This is a genomic window from Methylobacterium sp. J-001, from assembly GCF_022829565.1.
GTDB lineage: Bacteria > Pseudomonadota > Alphaproteobacteria > Rhizobiales > Beijerinckiaceae > Methylobacterium.
Genome location: NZ_JAKSYN010000209.1, coordinates 28,478 through 47,255, shown reverse-complemented (window position 1 = coordinate 47,255; position 18,778 = coordinate 28,478). Strand labels below are relative to the sequence as shown.

The following is an 18,778-nucleotide window of genomic DNA, read 5'->3' as shown; positions in this document are numbered from 1 at the left end:
GAACGCCTCGTGGTTCCTGTCGCTGGCCGATGCCCGCGAGCGCATCGAGGACTGGAGGTGCCACTACAACGAAGATCGCCCCCATACGGCCTTGGGCGGCTTGACGCCCCGAGCCTTCGCCAACCAAGCTGTCACAGCCCGAAAACTTGCATAGGCCGTGGACCACAAACGGGGTCAACTCCACGTGCGCAAAGCCATACCTCAGGGAGGACCACTTTTCAGGGGGCAGGCCAGAAAGCGGACGAGCCACTCCTGACTCGCTGAGGTTATGCAGAGCGCCTGACATACAATGCCATGCGGGCAGAGTGAAAGCGCAGTCGCCGGCTCGTGATATATTACAGGAAAGCAATGAAGAGTTGTGCGCTTGTTTGTGAGCTCTACGATGCTCGTAGTTTGACTGGAGGTATCGCTCATCACAGCGGTGTCGGCATAAGACAGGTGCCACGGATCAAACCTCGACCTGCATGCCGGTTTGCGCGGTGATGCGGCTGTAGTGCTCGGTCCGGCGATGACGGGCGAAGTCGAAGATCGTCGTCTTGCCGAAGGCGCACTTGTCGAAGTCGCAGGCGGCCAGGATGAGTTCGTCCTCTTCTGTCGCCGCCCGGGCGAGGACGAATCCATCCGGATCGACGATGATCGAGCCTCCCATCAGCGGATGCCCATCCTCGATGCCGGCCTTAGCAACGCCGACGACATAAGTCGCGTTCTGATAGGCGCCCGCCTGAAGCGACAGGTCGGAATGGAACAGACGCTTCTCCAGGCCTTCAGAACTCTGCTGACCGTTCGCCGAGGGGGTGTTGTAGCCGATCGTGACGAGTTCCACCCCCTGAAGGCCCAAGCACCGGTAGGTCTCCGGCCAGCGCCGGTCGTTGCAGATCGCCATGCCCATCACGACACCGGCGTTGCGCCAAACGCGAAATCCGAGATCGCCCGGCTCGAAGTAGCGCTTCTCCAGATGCTGGTGGGTGCGCTCTGGGTCGTACTCGCTGTGCCCGGGTAGATGGATCTTGCGGTACTTGCCGACGATGGCGCCCGCCCGGTCGGTCAGGATCGAGGTGTTGAAGCGGCGGCCTTCGGGCGTCAGTTCGGCGTAGCCAAAGGTGATGGCAACGCCGAGGGCGCGTGCGCGCTCGAACAGGGGCGCCGTCGCGCCGTTCGGCATCTCGCGCTCGAAGAACGCGTCGATCTCGGCCTCGTCATCCATGTACCAGCGCGGAAAGAAGGTCGTAAGCGCGAGTTCAGGATAGACCAGCATCTCGACACCTCGAGCGGCGGCGGCTTCCAGCAAGGCGATCATCCGGGCCACGACGACCTGCCGGCTGTCGGCATGCTGAATCGGGCCCATCTGAGCGCCGCCGATGACGAGTTGAACCATGGGGAGCTCACCATTCTGGATACGTCACGGTCGGACCGAACGCCGTGCAACCGCGTATCCTCCCGCCGGTGCAAAGCCGCTGCCAAGCTCTGGAACCGGCGCGGGCACGAACCCGCATGCAACCGTTGCAGACAGCTTGGCTGGAGATTTGCGGGACCGCCGTCAGCCGCCGGCCATCCCACGTCGGCACGAGACCGAGGTCCCGACATGTCGACGTTGCCACCCTGGCGATCCGCGATCCTGTCCTTTGCCTTACTGCTGGGCATGCACGACGCCTCCTCGGCCCAGGGCGTGCTGCGGATCGGCATGACCGCCTCCGACATCCCGCTGACCACAGGACAGGCGGACAACGGTGGCGAGGGGATCCGCTTCGTCGGGCAAACGATCTACGACGCGTTGATCGCATGGGACCTCACCCACTCCGACAAGCCCGCCGACCTGATCCCTGGTCTCGCGACGAACTGGACGGTGGATCCGGTCGATAGGAACAGATGGACGTTCAATATCCGACCGGGCGTCAAATTCCATGATGGATCTGACTTCACCGCCGACGCAGCCGTCTGGAACCTCGACAAGCTGTTAAGGCCCGACGCTCCTCAATATGACCCACGCCAGTCCGCGCAGGGCAAGGTGCGTATCCCGGCGGTAGCGAGCTATCGGGCGATCGATCCGATGACGCTGGAGATCGTGACTAAGGCGCCCGATGCGACGCTGCCCTACCAGCTCGTTTATATCGCCATGTCCTCACCGGCGCAGTGGGAGAAGGTTGGTCGGTCCTGGGACGCCTTCGCCAAGCAGCCGTCCGGTACGGGTCCGTGGAAGCTTACGCTGTTCGCCCCGCGTGAGCGCGCGGAGATGGTGCCCAACGACTCCTATTGGGACGCGTCGCGTGTGCCGAAGCTCGACAAGATGGTGCTTGTGCCGCTGCCCGATGCGAACGCGCGTGTCGCCGCACTGCGTTCCGGTCAGATCGACTGGATTGAGGCGCCGTCGCCAGATGCAGTGGCGTCCTTGAGGAAAGCGGGCTTCACGATTGCCACAAACTCGTATCCGCACAACTGGACGTGGCACCTGTCTCGCATCGCGGGTTCACCCTGGAACGACATCCGGGTGCGCAAGGCGGTCAATCTCGCGGTCGATCGCGAGGGACTGAAGGAGCTGCTCGGCGGCCTAGCGGTTCCGGCTACCGGGTTCCTCCCGCCTGACGACCGGTGGTTCGGCAATCCGTCGTTCCAGGTCAGGTACGATCCCGGCGCGGCCAGGAAGCTTCTGGCGGAAGCCGGTTACGGGCCGGGTAGGCCCCTGAGGACGAAGATCGCAATCTCGGCATCGGGCTCTGGCCAGATGCAGCCCCTGCCGATGAACGAGTTCATACAGCAGAACCTCGCCGAGGTCGGCGTCCAGATCGACTACGAGGTGGTCGAGTGGAACACGCTCATCAACATCTGGCGCGCCGGTGCCAAGGCTGACATCTCACGCGGCGTGACCGGCATCAATTACAGCTACTCGCTGCAGGATCCGTACAGTGCGCTGATCCGTCATCTTAAGTGCGATCTGACGGCCCCCGTGGGAAGCAACTGGGGATATTATTGCGATCCAGCGATGGACAAGATGTTCGACGACGTGCGCAACACCTTCGATCCCATTCAGCAGGCCAAGGTACTGATGAAAATCCACGAGAAATTCGTCGACGATGCGCTGTTCGTCATGGTCGTTCATGACGTGAACCCGCGAGCCATGAACCCGAGCGTGAAGGGGTTCGTTCAGGCCCAGAGCTGGAACCAGAGCCTCTCACCGGTCTACATCTCGGCTCCGGAACGTTAGCGGATCAGATAAGCGCCGTCCTAAAGTCGATCGGACGTTGGCTGGATGTGGCAGAAAGCGGAATGACCGCTTCTGAAAAGGCTGCCCGGAGAAGCGGACGTTCTTCTACCAACCCAATTGAGGTGGCTGCCGCTGGCTCGTCGGGGAAGACGAGCCGCCCGGGGTCAAGGTCGGGCGAAGCCTCGAACCACGCCTCCTGCGCCGCCTCCACTTCACCGGAGCGCGGCCGACATAGCTGACATGCAGTTGATTATCCGAACGGCCTCCTCGATGCGCGCGGCAGTAAATGCGAATCCATTGCCCTCTCCCCGTCGCAGGCCCGGCCAAACGCAGAACAGATCCGCCAGAGCAGGAGATTGTGCCCACATGCGGATCTCGAAAGGAGCGTCGAAGCGGAGTGGCGGCGCTGCGCGATCCCGCAGCGCCGCCGCGACGGTCTTCTGGATCGCCGCGCAGGCCTGCGCGGGCGAGAGGCTGATGCCGCTGTTCTGTCCCGTCGCACGCTTGGTTTCCACGAATCGGGTCTGAGGAAACAGTGCATGGTTCTCGGCGATGAAGACGTCATCGCCGCTCCCCATCACGACCGGCACGCCGTATTCGCCAGCCAGCGCGCCGTAGAGACCGGCTTTGCCAAGTTCAAGGCCGTTGATCTCTAGCCGGGCGAAGGCGAAGTTGTTGACCGTGTGGGCCAGGATGCCCCGTCCGCTCGCCCGTGAGTGGTAGCCCACGAGGCAGACCGCATCGATGTCCTGATCGAGGCCGGCCATCATCCCGAGGGGCCGTGGCTTACCCTGGACGACCTGCGCCCTGGGATCGAGGAGGTCGGGGGGCATGTTGCGGAAGTTGCCGTGCGAGTCGTTGACCAGCACCGCTCGTGCGCCACCGTCGAACGCGCCCGCGATGGCGGCGTTGGCCTCCCGCGTCATCAGCAGCCGCGCGCGCTCGTATTCGGGGTTGCCCGGCGTCGTCTGGACGCGATGGTAAATCCCGGCGACGCCTTCGATATCCGTCGAGATCAGGATGCGCATCGCTCAGGCTCCGAGAATATCGGCCCAGCCGGGCAGGAGATCGGCCAGCGCGCGCCGCCTGTGGCCGTCGCGGCCCATTACCGCCTCGGCCCGCCATAAAGCGTGGATAATCGCCTGCTCGATCCCGTCCGCGGTGGCCTCGAACAGCGGGTCGAGCTCCGTGTCGTGCAGCAGGGCGAGCGCCGGCATCGGGCGCGCAGGATCGTGTGGCACGGTGTAGGCGGTCGAGAAAGCGAGCGCGATGTCGCCGCTGCCATGGCCGAACACCGAGCCGGTCCGGGCGAGACCCGCCCCGGCCCGCAGGGCGAGGCGGCGGAGCTGGCGCGCGTCGAGGGGCGCGTCGGTGGCGACGATCATGATGATCGACCCCTTCTCCGGGGCCTCCGCGGCCGAGTCCGGTTCGTCCGCGTCTGCCCGGAGGTGGGCGGCGAGCGGCGTGCCGCAGACCCGGATCTGGGACGGCTTGCCGAAATTAGAGAGGACGAGGGTGCCCAGCGTGAACCGGCCGCGCGTGCGCGTGCGGACCCGCCGGGAAGCGGTGCCGATGCCGCCTTTTAGGCCGAAGCTCGACATCCCGCGCCCGGCCCCTACCGATCCTTCCGCGACGTCGGCGCCGGCCGCGTCTAGGGCCTCGCGATAGTGGGACGCCCCCACCGCCATGCGCTGAATGTCGTTGAGGTAGCCGTCGTTGCACTCGAAGACGAGTGGGTTGAGCGTCGGCAGTACGCGCCCGATCTCCGGATTGTCAGCGATCGCCGCGCGGATCTGGGCCGCGGCCACCGCCGGCACCGCGAAGGTGTTGGTCAGGGCGATAGGCGTCTCCAGCACACCGAGCTCCTCGACTTGCATCAGGCCGACGGACTTGCCGAAGCCGTTCAGCACGACGCCGGCCGCCGGAACGCGGTCCCGGTAGGGATCGCTGCCGTGCGGCCGCACGACCGTGACGCCAGTCTGCACGTCGCCCTCGGCCAGCGTGCAATGACCGACTGTCACGCCCGGGACGTCGGTGATGGCGTCGCGCTGACCCCTCGGCAGGCTGCCGACGCGAGGCGTTGGGCGCGGGGGGGCGGCCGGCGTCACAGGCGGTCGATCTTCGGGTCGAGAGCGTCCCGGAGGCCATCCCCGAGGAGGTTGAAGGCTAGCACCGTGAAGTAGATCGCGAGGCTCGGGAACAGCGCGACGTGCGGCGCCGAGACCATGTCGGCGCGGGCCTCGTTCAGCATGGCGCCCCATTCGGGCGTCGGCGGCTGCGCGCCCATGCCGAGGAAGGACAGACTCGCAGCCGTGATGATCGAGGTACCCAGCCGCATTGTGAAGTAGACCACAATGCCCGAGATCGTGCCCGGCAGGATGTGGCGCAGGATGATCGTCCGGTCGGGAGCGCCGATGCTTCGCGCGGCCTCGATGTAGGTGCTGTTCTTCAGGACCAGGGTCGTGCCGCGCACGAGGCGCGCGAAGGCCGGGACGCTGAAGACCGACACCGCTACGACGACGTTGACGAGCCCGGAGCCGAGGATGGCGACGACGCCGAGCGCCAGCAAGATGCCCGGGAAGGCGAACAGCACGTCGGACATGCGCATGACGATCCGGTCCCACCAGCCGCCGTAGTAGCCCGCCAGGAGACCGAGCACGGTCCCGACGAGACCGCCGACGGCGACCGAGAGGAATCCAGTCGCCAGGGAGATCCGCGCGCCTTCGACGATGCGGCTCAGGATGTCGCGCCCGAGGGGATCGACGCCGAGCCAGTGCGCGAGCGAGGGACCCTCGTTGATCCGGTCGTAGTCGAAGTCGTTGACCGGATCATAGGGCACGATCCACGGGGCCAGCGCAGCCACCACGACCAGCAGGCCGATGAAGCCCAGGGCGACGACAGCGACGCGCTGGCGCCGAAACTTGCGCCAGAATTCCGACCACGGCGTCCGGATGCCGGTGGGGACGGGCGCGACGGTGGGGGCGGCGGGGACGAGGATGTCGGTCACGGCCGGCTCACCTGTAGCGGATGGTCGGGTTGATGAGGCCGTAGAGCACGTCCACGACTAGGTTGATTAGGATGAACTCCAGCGAGAACAGCAGGACTAGGGCCTGGATCACCGGATAGTCGCGCTGGTTGACGGCATCGACGAGCAGGCGGCCCATGCCGGGCCAGTTGAACACCGCCTCCACGACGATCGAGCCGCCGAGCAGGAAGCCGAACTGCAGGCCCATCATGGTCACGATCGGGATCAAAGCGTTGCGCAGGCAGTGCTTGGCGATGACAACGCGCTCCTTGAGGCCCTTTGCGCGGGCGGTTCGCACGAAATCCTCGCCGATGACCTCCACGAAGGCCGCGCGGGTGAAGCGGGCCATCACGGCGGCCACGGCCGCGCCCAGCGTCAGCGACGGCAGCACGTAGTGCCGCCACGTGTCGGCGCCGACGGTCGGCAGCCAGCCGAGCTCGACCGAGAAGATTTGCATCAGGAGGATGCCGAGCGCGAAGGCGGGGAACGAGATGCCGGACACGGCGAGCGTCATCCCGACCCGGTCGGGCCATTCGTTGCGGTAGACCGCCGAGACGATGCCGATGATCAGCCCGAAGGCGACCGCCCAGGCCATGCTGGAGAGCGTGAGCAGGAGGGTCGGCAGGAAGCGCTCGCCGATCTCGGTCGAGACCGGGCGGCGGGTGCGGATCGAGACGCCGAGATCGCCGCGTGCGAGGTTGGCGAAGTAGCGCACGAACTGTTCCGGCAGGGGCCGGTCGAGGCCGAGCTCTGTGCGCACCAGGGCCACCGTCTGGGCGTCGGCATCCTGCCCGGCCGCCAGCCGGGCAGGATCCCCGGGCAGCAGGTGGACGAACAGGAAGACCAGCACCGAGACGATCAGCAGCGTCGGCAGCAGCCCGAGAAGCCGCTTGAGCAGGAAGGTCAGCATAGGCTCGCGCCCGCGATCCGGGGTTTGCGTGAGGCTATCGCGCGGGCGCGCCGCGCCGGGCCGGCCAACGATCGGGCCAGCCGGCGCGGGGTCCGCGATTGGCGGCTACTGAGCGACAGCGATTTCGCCGGAATCGATGTTGCCGTCGGGCATGACGTAGACGCCTGAGAGCCGCGCGGAGGTCGCGTAGAGGTTCTGCTCGGTGACCAGCGGCGCCCAGGGGGCGTCCTTCATCACGATCTCCTGCGCCTTGGCATAGAGCTCGGCCCGCTCCGCGTCGTTGGTCGAGACCAGCGCCTTGGCGAGGAGGGCGTCGAACTCGGCGTTGCTGTAGTAGGCGGTGTTGTTAAGCTTGGGCGGCCACGCCTCCGTCGCCAGCAACGGCCGCAGGCCCCAGTCGGTCTCACCGGTCGAGGATGACCAGCCGGCATAGTAGAGGCGGACGCGGGCGGTCTTCGGATCGGGGGCGGTCTGCACCCACTCGGTGCGCTGGCCGGGCTCCAGGGCCAGGGTCTGCACCTTGATGCCGACCTGCCCGAGCTGCTGTTGGAGGAACTGGATCGCCTTCTGGGCGGTGGTGGTGGTGTAGGCGCTCCAGAGGGTCGCCTCGAAGCCGTTGGCGTAGCCGGCCTCCTTCAGGAGTTGGCGCGCCTTGGCCGGGTCGTAGGGCCAGGGGTCCATCTTGTGGGCGTAGCGCACGCCCTGCGGGACGATGCCCTGGGCGGGGAAGGCGAAGCCCGAGAAAGCGACCTTGGCCAAGGCCTCCTTATTGATCGCGTAGTTGATGGCCTGACGGACGCGCAGGTCGTCGAACGGCTTCTGCAGCACGTTCATGCTGAGATACCGCTCGATGATCGAGGCGTGGACCTCGATCTTCAGCTTCTTGCTGGCTTCGAGCATCTTGGCCTGCTCGTAGGGCAGCGGGAAGGCGAAATCGGCCTCCCCGGTCTGCAGCATGGCGGCGCGCGTGCCGTTCTCGGGCACCGGCTTCCACGTGATGGTGTCGACCTTCGGGAAGCCGGCCTGCCAGTAGTCGGAGAACTTGGCGCCCTTCACGTAGTCGGTCTGCTTCCAGTCGACGAAGGTGAACGGCCCGGTGCCGACCGGGTGGAAGGCGATGTCCTTGCCGTACTTCTTGAGGGCCGTGGGCGAGATGATCGCCGCCGAGGCGTGGGCCAGTGAGTTGATGAACGGCCCGAAGGGCTCCTTAAGGGTGATGCACAGACTCGTGGGCGAGAGCACCTCGATCGTCTTGATGCGGTTGAACTGATTGTACCGCGCGAGGTGATTTTCAGGATCGAGCACGCGGTCGAGGTTGGCCTTCACCGCCGCGGCGTCGAACGTCGTACCGTCGTGGAATTTCACGCCCTCACGCAGCTTGAACGTGTAGACGAGGCCGTCGGGCGAGCTCTCGTAGCTCTCGGCCAGAACGTTGCGGACCTTGAGATCCTTGTCGAAGCCGAAGAGGCCCTCGTAGAACGACTTGGTGACGGCGGTCGTGAGCGTGGTGTTGGTGTTGTACGGGTCGAGGGTCTCGGGCTGGCCGCTGATCGCCAGGATCGGATCACCCGCGGCGGCGGCGGCGGGCGCGGCCGCCGCGGCGAGCAGGCCGGTGGCGAGGAGGAAGCGCTCGAACATGGTCAGACCTCGGGACATGAGACGATCCTGCTGGCGGGAATAGGCGGTGTCAGGCGGCTAGCCCGCCGACCGTGTGGCGGGCGACGAAATGGCCGGGGCCGATCTCGACGAGGGGCGCGACCTGCGGCTCGTCGCCGAGCGCCCGGACTGGGCTTGGGATCTCATCGGTCAGGAGCCGGCGGGCGCGCAGGTGTCGGCGGGCCGGGTCGGCGATCGGCACCGCCGCCATCAGCTTGCGGGTGTAGGGGTGCTGTGGGTTCTCGAAGATCGCGCGGCGGGGGCCGATCTCGACGATCTGGCCGAGATACATCACCGCGACCCGGTGGCTGATGCGCTCGACCACCGCCATGTCGTGGCTGATGAACAGGTAGGCGAGGCCGAACTCCCGTTGGAGGTCGAGCATCAGGTTCACGATCTGCGCCTGGATCGACACGTCGAGCGCCGAGACCGCCTCGTCGGCGACGATGACCTTCGGGTTCAGGGCTAGGGCTCGGGCGATGGCGATGCGCTGCCGCTGACCGCCCGAGAACTCGTGTGGGTAGCGCTGGGCCTGGTCGGGGGTCAGCCCGACGCGCTCGAGCAGCCACGCCACCCGCGCCTCAGCCTCCCGACGCGTCGCGATCCCGTGGACTAGCAGCGGCTCCATAACCGAGAAGCCGACGGTTAGGCGGGGATCGAGGGACGCGTAGGGGTCCTGGAAGATGAACTGGATGTTGCGCCGCAGGCCGCGGAGCTGCCCGGGTGGCAGGTCGCGGACGTTGCCGCCATCGAACTCGATCAGGCCGCTCTCGCTCTCCACGAGGCGCAGAAGCGAACGGCCCGTCGTGGACTTGCCGCAGCCGGATTCGCCGACGAGGGCCAGGGTCTCGCCGGGGTGGAGATCGAAGCTGACCCGCTCCACCGCGTGGACGCGGCGGCGCACGCGGTTGAGCAGGCCGCCGCGGATGTCGAACCGGGTGACGAGGTCGCGCACCCGCAGGATCGGCCCGGCGCCAGCGCGGACTGTGTCGTGGGGCACGTCGACCGTGGCGGGCGCCCCCTGTCCTGCCGGCTGTTCCCGGGCCTCGGCCCGCCGCAGGTCGAACTTCCGGGGCAGATCGCTGCCCGCCATGGCGCCAAGCTTAGGCACGGCGGCCAGCAGCGCCTTGGTGTAGGCATGGCGCGGCGCGGCGAAGAGCGCGGGCGCCTCCCCCTCCTCCACCTTGTCGCCGCGGTACATGACCAGCACGCGGTCGGCGATCTCAGCCACGACGCCCATGTCATGGGTGATGAAGACGACTCCCATCTTCATCTCGGCCTGGAGGCTGCGGATCAGTTCGAGGATCTGCGCCTGGATCGTGACGTCGAGGGCCGTGGTCGGCTCATCGGCGATGAGCAGCTGCGGCTTGCAGGACAGGGCCATGGCGATCATCACGCGCTGGCGCATGCCGCCGGACAGCTGGTGCGGGTAGCGCGTGAGGACGTTGCGCGCCTCGGGGATGCGCACTAGGTCGAGCATTTGCAGCGCCTCGGCCCGGGCGGCCGAGGCGCTCTTCCCCTGGTGGACGCGGATCGATTCCGCGATCTGATCCCCGGCAGTGAAGACCGGGTTCAGGGAGGTCATCGGCTCCTGGAAGATCATCGCGATCTCGGCGCCGCGGATCGCCCCCATCTTGGCGTTCGGGGCGGCGAGATCGAGGATCTCGCCCGAGCCGCGCCGGAACAGCATCTGCCCGGCCGCGATCCGGCCGCCGCCGTGCTCGACGAGGCGCATCAGGCTGAGCGAGGTCACGGACTTGCCGGACCCGGACTCGCCGACGATCGCTAGGGTCTCGCCGGCGTCGACGTGGAACGCCAGGTCGCGGACCGCCTCCACCGTCCGCTCGGAGGTCGCGAAGCGGACGGTGAGCCCCGTGACGGAAACGACCCGTCCCTCGGGCAGAGCGGCAGGAGAGGCGGTCCCAGCTGCGATGGTCGGCATGGCGGATCTCATCGCGCGGAGGCCGGGACGCGGCGAGATTCGCCGAAGATAGCGGTGTTCAGCATCTCGCCGGGGCGGACGAGGCCGCGATACATGCCCTCTGTGTTGAACGGCATCGCCACCTGCCCGCGCCCGTCGACGGCGATCAGCCCGCCGCGGCCGCCGACCGACGGCAGGCTTTCCTCGACAACCGCCCGGGTTGCCGCCTCGAGGTCCTGGCCCCCGTAGGCCATGCGCGCGCAGACGTCGTGCGCCGCCGCAACGCGAATGAAGGCCTCCCCCGTGCCGGTGCACGAGACCGCGGCGGTCCGATCGTCCGCGTAGGTGCCCGCGCCGATCAGCGGCGAGTCACCGATCCGACCGGGACGCTTGTTGGTCATGCCGCCGGTCGAGGTCAGGGCGGCGAGGTGGCCGTTGCGGTCGAGGGCGACAGCGCCCACCGTGCCGAACTTGCGGGTCTCGTCCAGGGGGCCCGAAGCCGCGTCGTGGTCGAGAGCGACCTGACCGGCGGCCCGGGCCCGGCGAAGCTGGTCGCGGCGCGCCTCCGTCGAGAAAAAATCGGGCTCGACCATCTCTAGGCCGTGCCGGCGCGCGAAGGCCTCGGCGCCGGCACCGGCCATGAGGACGTGCTTGGCCGCTTCCATCACCGCGCGGGCCGCGCGGCCGGGCCGGCGGACCCGCGAGACGCTCGCGACAGCGCCGGCCCGCAGTGTGGCGCCGTCCATGATCGCGGCGTCGAGCTCGTGGGTCTCGGCGCTCGTGAAGACGGCACCGCGGCCGGCGTTGAAGAGCGGGCACTCCTCCAGGAGGTCGACGGCGACACTCACGGCGTCGAGGGCGCTGCCGCCGGCGGCGAGGCAGGCCGCTCCGGCCGCCAGGATGTCGGCGAGGGCCGCGTGATAGCGCGCTTCGCCCAGATCGTCCTGGCCCTGCGCGATCGTCCCGGCGCCGCCGTGGATCACGAGAACGGGGCGGTGGTCGCTCATGGAACGGTTCCCGTAGGCGTGGTGTCGGACAGGTCGTCGGATCCGCCCTGAGGCGGCCAGGCGGCGTAGTCGCGGTCGAGCCACGGCAGCACGGCCTCCGTCACCCGCGTCGCCGCTGGAACGAGATCCTCGGTGGCGTGGGCGAAGGCGCTCGCCAGGGCCTCCACGAGTGCCGTCAGGCTGGCATCCGAGGCGGCGAAGTAGTGGCAGTCGGTCTGCGCGTAGAGCGTGATCGTGGCGGCGGCGACGAGGGGCGAGTGCGGTCCGTCGGTCAGTGCCAGGACCGTGGCGCCGTGCTTCTGGGCGATCTCGGCCAGCCGCACCGTGTCGGCGAAGTACCGCGGCGTGGCGAGGGCGATGACCAAGTCGTCGGCGGTCAGCCGGCGCAGGGTCCGGGCGGCGAAGCCGGGCCCCTCCAGTGTCGCCAGCAAGTGGACGTCCTCGCGGTTGACGTCGAGGTTGCGCGCCAGGATGCCGGCCGGCCAGCTGCTGCTGCCCAGCCCGACAACGTAGACCCGCCGGGCCCGGCGCATCGCCTCGACGGCTTGCGCGCAGGTCTGGCCGTCGAGCCCGCGCCGCGTCGCCTCGATGTTGCGGATGATGTCGGCCAAGGCTCCGTCGAGGATGCCGGACGCGGTCGCGGGCTGATCACGGCTGCCGCGCAGCTTCTCGACCGGTGCGAGCGCCTTCTCATAGCCGAGGACGAGGGCCGCGCGGAACTTTGCGTAGCCCTCGTAGCCCACGGCGCGGGCAAACCGATTAGCGGTTGCGACTGAGACGCCAACCAAATCTGCAAGCTCATTCACAGGCAGAGTCGCAGCGCGCAACGGATGATCAAGGACGAAGCGGGCGACTTCTCGGTGGGCGGAGCTGAGCGCCGGAAACGCGTGCGCGATCCGTTGCGCGACAGAAGGTTCCTTAGACTCCAACACCACGACGCTTAAGCCGATCAAAAATTCTCACCTCTCATCAGTCTGAGAATTTTTTTGATCATCCGCAAGCGCTTCGACGCTTATTTTCGCGGCACCAGCTGCACAAATCGCTGAACTTCCCAGAGAGATTGGGTCATCTCACTCGTGATCAGATGCGGATCCGAGGGCTTCGTCCCGAGGCGAGCCGTGATAATTTTGGTTCGCGGGCGATCGGTTCGTCGGTTCGGAGCAGAGCTTTCGGTGACGCGGTGCGCCGCGGGCAGCCTCGCTTTGCGCAGGTTGTGCGTCGCATTGCGGGAGCATCGAAAAGCCACTTCAATCAGTGGCCCAACCGTATTCTCAGCAGCGAGATAGATTTCTCGCCGGGTCCGACGAACATGTCGGCGTTGGCGATCGACGCTTGTAACTGTGGTGCGTAGGTTTTGCCTCTACCGCAAGGTCGGGCGCTCGCTTGGCTACAAGCAGACCAGAGTCATCACATCGGGGTCCGCTTTCGGGGAAGGACGAGAGCCTCCTGAATGATCGAGATGGGCGCACGGCCGAACGTCCGATTTTGCGCGCTCTGGCGATCCGGCATGACGTGGTCTGGCCGAAAGCGGACCGGCAGCTCTGACGTCCGTCCGCTGCAAAGGTGAACCCAGTCTCATTCTAGGAGATATGAGCGCGCCGGAAATGAGGGCCTCGCCGTCCGAGACGAACAGGTCGTCGGTCCGACCGAAAACATGGAAGACTTCATCCACATCGGGACGAAATACGTCGCCGATGTCTGACCGGTGCGTCGCGAGGGTTCGTGATAAGAACCTGTGGCGGGCGAGCGCGACGGCATGGGCGCCTCGCTGATCGACGGGAGGGCCGAGCAGGCCGTCCCCGTGGTCGACGCCGTCGATGCCCTGCTCAATCTGATTGCCGAGGACGCGGCCCCGCTGAGCTGCTCGTCGCAGGTTGCGCATGCCAAGGTGATCGTTCGCCCCGGCTCAGGTGCGGCCGATCAGCTCGCCGGTCACGCGGCCGCCCTCGAGAGGGGAGGAGCGACGGTGCGGTGCTGAAGGCGGTCAGCGACGGGCTGGCGGCAGAGCCGAGCCGCGGGGTTGACCGAAGCTGAATGTGTCCGGTCCTCTGCGCCCAGCGATCCTGGGTCACATCGCGATCGGCAGGATGGACACATGGGCGGATACCACCTTCCATCCGAGACCGGGCAAGCGCATCCAGGTTTGGCTCTGGCGCCCGATCCCGGGCTTGCCGCGCGGCCTGAACTCCAGATTGACGGTGGCGAAATCGGTCCCGATCGTCAGGATTTCCAGTCGGATCCATGCCTCCTTGGTGCCCCCCGACGGCGGATCGGCCGCGACGCGGGCGGCGTGAATCTCGGCGAACCCGTAACAGTTCTCTCCCAGCGCGTAGCGGATCGTATGCGGGCTATCCCAGAAGGTCGCGTCGAGCACGGCGATATCCTTCTCGACGAGCGCCTGCTCGTAGCGCTCGAACAAGGTCGCGATCTCGGCCACGACCTCCCGGCGGTTCAGGGTCACGTCCATTCAGCCCTCCAGCGCGACCGCAAGGCGGATCAGGTCGAGGTCGGTGCCGCGCGCACCGAGGATCGACAGGCCAACCGGAGCGCCGTCGACGCGGGCGCCCGGGATATTGACCTGCGGGACGCCGGTGAGGCCACCGTGGCTCGTCAGGCACGCGATGCGCTCGCGCAAGGGATGCAGCGCACCGAGCGGCAGCCCGCGCAGGGGCGCCGGGAACGGCGTGGTCGGAAGGCACAGGATCGTGCCGGCGGGCAGAAGCCGCGCGAGGCGGGCCCGGGCCTCGATCCGCATCAGGCTCGCGGCGCTGCGCTCGGCATCGGTCATCATCGAGCCCTGGATCAACGAGCGGGCGACCGAGAAGGCCATGCGGGGATTGCAGGCATCGAGCCAGGGCTCGAAGGTCTGCCACGCCTCGCTGCTCTGCAGGACGCGCTGCGCCCGCTGCCACACGGACAGGCCCTGCGGCGCTAGGGTCACGTCGCGCCGGTTGCCGACCAGGGCGGCCAGGCGGTCGATCTGCGGGGCCAGCGCCGCCTGCACCGCGGCGTCGGCGAAGCCGAGCGCGTCCGCGGCTACGAGGAGCGTGTGCGGTAACGAGTCCGGCATCGCCTGGTCGAACAGCACCTCGCCGACCCGCGCGAAGGTGCGCGCGTCCCGGGTGAACCAGCCGCAGGTATCCGAACCCGGTGCCTGGACGCAGATCCCGGCGAAGTCGATGCGGCCGTGGGTCGGCCGGATCCCATAGAGGCCGCAGAAGCTCGCCGGCACGCGCACGGAGCCGCCGGTATCCGTGCCCAGGGCGAAGTCGCAGGCGCCCGAGGCCACCGCCGAGGCCGAGCCGCTGGACGAGCCGCCGGGCACCCGGTCGGGCATCGTGGGATTGAGCGGTGTGCCGTCGTGGGCGTTCTCGCCGAGGATCCCCAGGGAGACCTCGTCGGTCACGGTCTTGCCGACGACCGAGGCGCCCGCGTCGAGCAGCATCTGCACCACACCGGCATGGCGGGTCGGTGTCGGGTAGACGCGGGGCCAGTCCGGATTGCCGCCCCCCGTTGGGGTGTCCGCGACGTCGATCAGGTCTTTGACGGCGAAGGTGAGGCCGGCGAGCGGCCCCGTGGCGGATCCGGCGACGCGCACTCGCGGCCCGGGCAGGAACGGGTCCGTCGAGAGGGGCGGTTCGGCTGTCATGCGGGGATCGGCTCCTGCCACTGCACGCCGGGCACGGCGGCGAACAAGGCTTTCGTGTAGGGGTGCTTCGGCGCGAAGAAGATCTCAGACGTCGGCGCGACCTCGACCACTTGACCGGACCGCATCACGGCGATGCGGTCGCAGACCTGCAGCGCGACCCGGAGATCGTGGGTCACGAACAGCATGCTGAGGTGCAGCCGCGCCTTGATATCGGCGAGCAGCGCGAGCACCTGCGCCTGTACCGAGACGTCCAGGGCCGAGACGGGCTCGTCGGCCACCAGGATCTCGGGCTTCATGGCGAGCGCCCGGGCGATGCCGATCCGCTGGCGCTGGCCGCCGCTAAACTCGTGCGGGAAGCGCTGCGCCGCCGCGGGATCGAGGCCGACCAGCGCCAGCATCTCGCAGGCCTGGACCCGCGCGATCCTCGGTTCGGTGCCGTGAATGATCGGCCCCTCGGCGACGATGTCGATCACGCGCTGGCGCGGGTCGAGCGAGCCGTAGGGATCCTGGAACACCATCTGCACGCGTCGGCGGTGCGGGCGCATCTGGCGGCGGCTCAGGTCGGCGACGCTGTGCCCGGCGAGAAGGATCTCCCCGCCGTCGACGGGCATCAGCCGGGTGATCGCCCGGGCGAGCGTGCTCTTGCCCGAGCCGCTCTCGCCGACGAGGCCCAGGGTCTCGCCCCGCCGCAGCGTGACGTCGACGCCGTCGAGGGCGCGGGTGACGCGGCCCCCGAACAGGCCACGGGCGCCGTAGGTCTTCTCGACCCGCTTGGCCTCCACCACCAAGGGGGCGGTGCTCGCGGCGCGCCGCGGCGGCGGCACGAGCTTCGGCACGGCGGCGATGAGCGCGCGCGTGTAAGGATGCTTCGGCGCCCCGAGGACCGAGGCCGCCGGCCCCTGCTCGACCAAGACGCCCTTCTGCAGAACCGCCACCGTGTCGGCGATGTCGGCCACCACGCCGAAATCGTGCGTGATGAATAGGATGCTCGTGCCGTGCTCGCGCTGCAAGTCGCGGATCAGAGAGAGGATCTGCGCCTGCGTGGTGACGTCGAGCGCCGTGGTCGGCTCGTCGGCGATGAGCAGCCGTGGGTTCAGCGCCAGCGCCATGGCGATCATCGCGCGCTGGCGTTGACCGCCCGAGAGCTGGTGCGGATAGGCGCGCAGCAGCCGGGCCGGGTCCGGGAGGTGGACACTGTCGAGGAGCGCGAGGATGCGCGCCCGGCGGTCGGCGCGCCCGAGCGGCGTGTGGATGCGCAGGACCTCGTCGATCTGCCGCCCGATCGTGTGGAGCGGGTTCAGGGCCGTCATCGGCTCCTGGAAGATCATCGCGATGCGGGCACCCCGGACCTTGCGCATTTGACGCGGGGTGATCGCGGCGAGATTCGCGCCCTCGAACAGGATGCGCCCGCCCGCGACGCGCACGCGCGGTCCCGGGAGCAGCCCGAGGATCGCACGGGCCACCATCGACTTGCCCGATCCGCTCTCGCCGATCAGGCAAGTGACCGCACCGGGCCGCAGGACGAGATCCAGATCGGTGACGGCATTCGGCCGGTCCGCGCCGGGGGGTAGCGTGATCGTGAGCGTCTCGATCTCGAGGACGGCGTCGCTCATCGCTCTCGGAGCCTCGGGTTCAGGACCTCGTTCAGACCATCCCCGACGAGGTTGATGGCAAGGACGGTCAGCAGGATCGCCAGCCCGGGGAAGGTGCAGATCCACCACGCCGACCGGAGGACCGCGCGGCCCGAGCTGATGATCAGGCCCCAGCTCATCACGTTGGGATCGCCGAGGCCCAGGAAGGCGAGCCCCGCCTCGATCAGGATCGCCGTGCCGATCAGGAGCGTGCCGACCGCGATGATCGCCGCGGTGCAGTTCGGCAGCATGTGGCGGAAGATGATCCGCGTGTCGCCCGCCCCCAGGCCGTCGCAGGCCAGCACGAACTCGCGGCTGCCGAGTGCCACGAACTCGCCCCGCACGAGCCGGGCGATGCCCGGCCAGGAGACGGCCACAATGGCCACGACCTCGCTGAACAGCGACGGCGACAGGATCGCCACGATCAGGATCGCCAGCACGAAGGCGGGGATCGTCTGGAAAAACTCCGTGAGCCGCATCAGTGCGATATCGACGCTGCCCCGGTAGTAGCCGGCGAGCCCGCCGATCAGCGTCCCGAGCAGGATCGCCCCGCCGGTAGCGCTCAGACCGATGATCAGGGAGGTGCGGGCGCCGTACGCAATCTCGGCGGCCACGTCCCGGCCCAGCGTGTCGGTGCCAAGCAGAAACGGGCTGCCCGGCGGCTGAAGGGCCGGGCCGACGAGCGCGAACGGATCGCCCGGATAGAGGAGCGGCGTGAGCGCCACGAGGGCGACCAGCCCAAGGAGCACCGCCGCCCCCGCGAGGGCGAGGCGGTTGCGCGCGAACCGCGCCAGGGCCGTGCGCATCGCTAGAGCTCCAGCCGCGGATCGAGGCAGACGTAAACGAGGTCGACGGCGAGGTTGATCACCACAACGAGACAGGCCGAGACGAAGAAGATGCCCAGGAGCAGGTTGAGGTCGCGCGACTGGAGCGCGTTGAAGGCCAGCGTGCCGACACCCGGCCAGCCGAACACCGTCTCGACCACGATGGAGCCGCCGATCAGGTTGCCGGCCTGCACGCCCGCCATGGTGACTACCGGCAGCAGCGCGTTGCGCAGGACGTGGCCGGTCATCACCCGCGCTTCGGTCTGGCCCTTAGCGCGGGCGGTGGTGACGTAGTCCATGCCGACCTGTTCCAACACGGAGGCGCGCATCACCCGGGCGTAGACCGCGAGGTAGAACAGCGCGAGCGCCACCGCCGGCATGACGAGGTGGCGGCCGACGTCCCAGACCTCGTCCCAGCCCTCGTTGTCAGCGCCGACCGTGTCGTAGCCGCTGGTGGGCAGCCAGCCGAGCCGGATGGCGAAAACCACGATCATCATCAGCCCAAGCCAGAAGCCCGGGGTCGCGTAGGCCACAAGGCTGACGAGGGAGATGAGTGCGTCACGCCAGGAATTGCGCCCGGTCGCGGCCACGAGGCCCAGCAGCGTGCCGATCAGCAACGCGGCCGCGAAGGCGGTGAGCATCAGCAGCCCGGTGGGCCAGAGCCGGTCGATGATGAGACCCCCCACCGGGCTGTCGTTGCGGAACGAGTAGCCGAGATCGAGGTGGAGCATGTTCAGCAGGTAGACGCCGAACTGCGTGGCCAGCGGCTGGTCGAGGCCGAACTTGTGGCGCAGCTGCTCCATGTATTCGGGGCTCGCTGCCCCGCTCTCGCCGGCCAGCACGGAGGCCGCGTCGCCCGGGGCGAGGTGGATCAGGAAGAAGTTGAGCACAATGATGCCGAGCACCACCGGGATCGCCAGCAGCAGCCGGTAACCGAGGAAACGCGCGAGCCGCAC

The 18,778-nt window shown here is 68.0% G+C and carries 17 protein-coding genes and 1 pseudogene; 3 read left to right on the top strand and 15 right to left on the bottom strand.

Annotated features, from left to right (window positions below):
• Positions 1-154, top strand: a 154-nt coding sequence (locus tag MKK65_RS27385) for a transposase (RefSeq protein ID WP_243957380.1), incomplete at its 5' end; no start/stop codon positions are given.
• A gap of 294 nt (positions 155-448) precedes the next feature.
• Here MKK65_RS27385 and MKK65_RS27380 read toward each other — a convergent pair.
• Positions 449-1,375 (bottom strand): N-carbamoyl-D-amino-acid hydrolase, encoded by a 927-nt coding sequence (locus MKK65_RS27380; protein WP_243961282.1) that lies wholly within the window; start codon positions 1,373-1,375, stop codon positions 449-451.
• 207 nt (positions 1,376-1,582) lie between these two features.
• On the opposite strand from MKK65_RS27380, the gene MKK65_RS27375 reads away from it, so the two are divergent.
• Positions 1,583-3,199: an ABC transporter substrate-binding protein gene (locus MKK65_RS27375; RefSeq protein WP_409565502.1), complete on the top strand. Its 1,617-nt coding sequence runs from the start codon at positions 1,583-1,585 to the stop codon at positions 3,197-3,199.
• Positions 3,200-3,314: 115 nt separating this feature from the next.
• Here the strand turns inward: MKK65_RS27375 and MKK65_RS27370 are convergent.
• From MKK65_RS27370 to MKK65_RS27330, 9 genes and pseudogenes are all read right to left on the bottom strand, one after another.
• Positions 3,315-3,413, bottom strand: a pseudogene (locus tag MKK65_RS27370) (IS630 family transposase); the annotation flags it as partial.
• Complete coding sequence (locus MKK65_RS27365) at positions 3,412-4,227, bottom strand: M55 family metallopeptidase (RefSeq protein WP_243961280.1); 816 nt, start codon at positions 4,225-4,227, stop codon at positions 3,412-3,414. The pseudogene MKK65_RS27370 and the gene MKK65_RS27365, both read right to left, overlap by 2 nt.
• Positions 4,228-4,230: 3 nt before the next feature.
• Entirely contained in the window at positions 4,231-5,307 is a 1,077-nt protein-coding gene (locus tag MKK65_RS27360) for a P1 family peptidase (protein ID WP_243961278.1), read from the bottom strand.
• A complete protein-coding gene (gsiD, locus tag MKK65_RS27355) occupies positions 5,304-6,206 on the bottom strand; it encodes a glutathione ABC transporter permease GsiD (protein ID WP_243961276.1) in 903 nt (300 codons plus the stop codon). The genes MKK65_RS27360 and gsiD overlap by 4 nt, the downstream gene beginning before the upstream one ends.
• A 7-nt stretch (positions 6,207-6,213) precedes the next feature.
• Positions 6,214-7,134, bottom strand: coding sequence for a glutathione ABC transporter permease GsiC (gene gsiC / locus MKK65_RS27350; protein WP_243961274.1), 921 nt, complete (start codon positions 7,132-7,134; stop codon positions 6,214-6,216).
• 105 nt (positions 7,135-7,239) lie between these two features.
• The gene (gene gsiB / locus MKK65_RS27345; protein WP_243961273.1) at positions 7,240-8,790 is read right to left on the bottom strand and encodes a glutathione ABC transporter substrate-binding protein GsiB; all 1,551 of its coding nucleotides are present in this window, start codon (positions 8,788-8,790) and stop codon (positions 7,240-7,242) included.
• A 31-nt stretch (positions 8,791-8,821) separates the two neighbouring features.
• The gene (locus MKK65_RS27340; protein WP_243961271.1) at positions 8,822-10,732 is read right to left on the bottom strand and encodes a dipeptide ABC transporter ATP-binding protein; all 1,911 of its coding nucleotides are present in this window, start codon (positions 10,730-10,732) and stop codon (positions 8,822-8,824) included.
• A gap of 8 nt (positions 10,733-10,740) precedes the next feature.
• Positions 10,741-11,718: an isoaspartyl peptidase/L-asparaginase family protein gene (locus MKK65_RS27335; RefSeq protein ID WP_243961270.1), complete on the bottom strand. Its 978-nt coding sequence runs from the start codon at positions 11,716-11,718 to the stop codon at positions 10,741-10,743.
• Positions 11,715-12,650: a MurR/RpiR family transcriptional regulator gene (locus MKK65_RS27330; RefSeq protein ID WP_313902064.1), complete on the bottom strand. Its 936-nt coding sequence runs from the start codon at positions 12,648-12,650 to the stop codon at positions 11,715-11,717. The genes MKK65_RS27335 and MKK65_RS27330 overlap by 4 nt, the downstream gene beginning before the upstream one ends.
• 824 nt (positions 12,651-13,474) lie before the next feature.
• Between MKK65_RS27330 and MKK65_RS27320 the strand changes: the two genes are divergently transcribed.
• Complete coding sequence (locus tag MKK65_RS27320) at positions 13,475-13,696, top strand: hypothetical protein (protein WP_243961269.1); 222 nt, start codon at positions 13,475-13,477, stop codon at positions 13,694-13,696.
• Between the two features lie 90 nt (positions 13,697-13,786).
• Here the strand turns inward: MKK65_RS27320 and MKK65_RS27315 are convergent, their stop codons facing one another.
• Genes MKK65_RS27315 through MKK65_RS27295 form a run of 5 tightly spaced genes read right to left on the bottom strand, consistent with a single transcriptional unit; the run spans position 13,787 to position 18,778 of the window.
• Positions 13,787-14,185, bottom strand: coding sequence for an AtzH-like domain-containing protein (locus MKK65_RS27315; RefSeq protein ID WP_279596993.1), 399 nt, complete (start codon positions 14,183-14,185; stop codon positions 13,787-13,789).
• Positions 14,186-15,367: an amidase gene (locus tag MKK65_RS27310; RefSeq protein ID WP_243961267.1), complete on the bottom strand. Its 1,182-nt coding sequence runs from the start codon at positions 15,365-15,367 to the stop codon at positions 14,186-14,188.
• Complete coding sequence (locus MKK65_RS27305) at positions 15,364-16,980, bottom strand: ABC transporter ATP-binding protein (protein WP_243961266.1); 1,617 nt, start codon at positions 16,978-16,980, stop codon at positions 15,364-15,366. Before MKK65_RS27305 ends, MKK65_RS27310 begins: the two co-directional genes overlap by 4 nt.
• Positions 16,977-17,804, bottom strand: a complete 828-nt coding sequence (locus MKK65_RS27300; RefSeq protein WP_243961265.1) for an ABC transporter permease — start codon at positions 17,802-17,804, stop codon at positions 16,977-16,979. Before MKK65_RS27300 ends, MKK65_RS27305 begins: the two co-directional genes overlap by 4 nt.
• A 2-nt stretch (positions 17,805-17,806) precedes the next feature.
• A complete protein-coding gene (locus tag MKK65_RS27295; protein ID WP_243961264.1) occupies positions 17,807-18,778 on the bottom strand; it encodes an ABC transporter permease in 972 nt (323 codons plus the stop codon).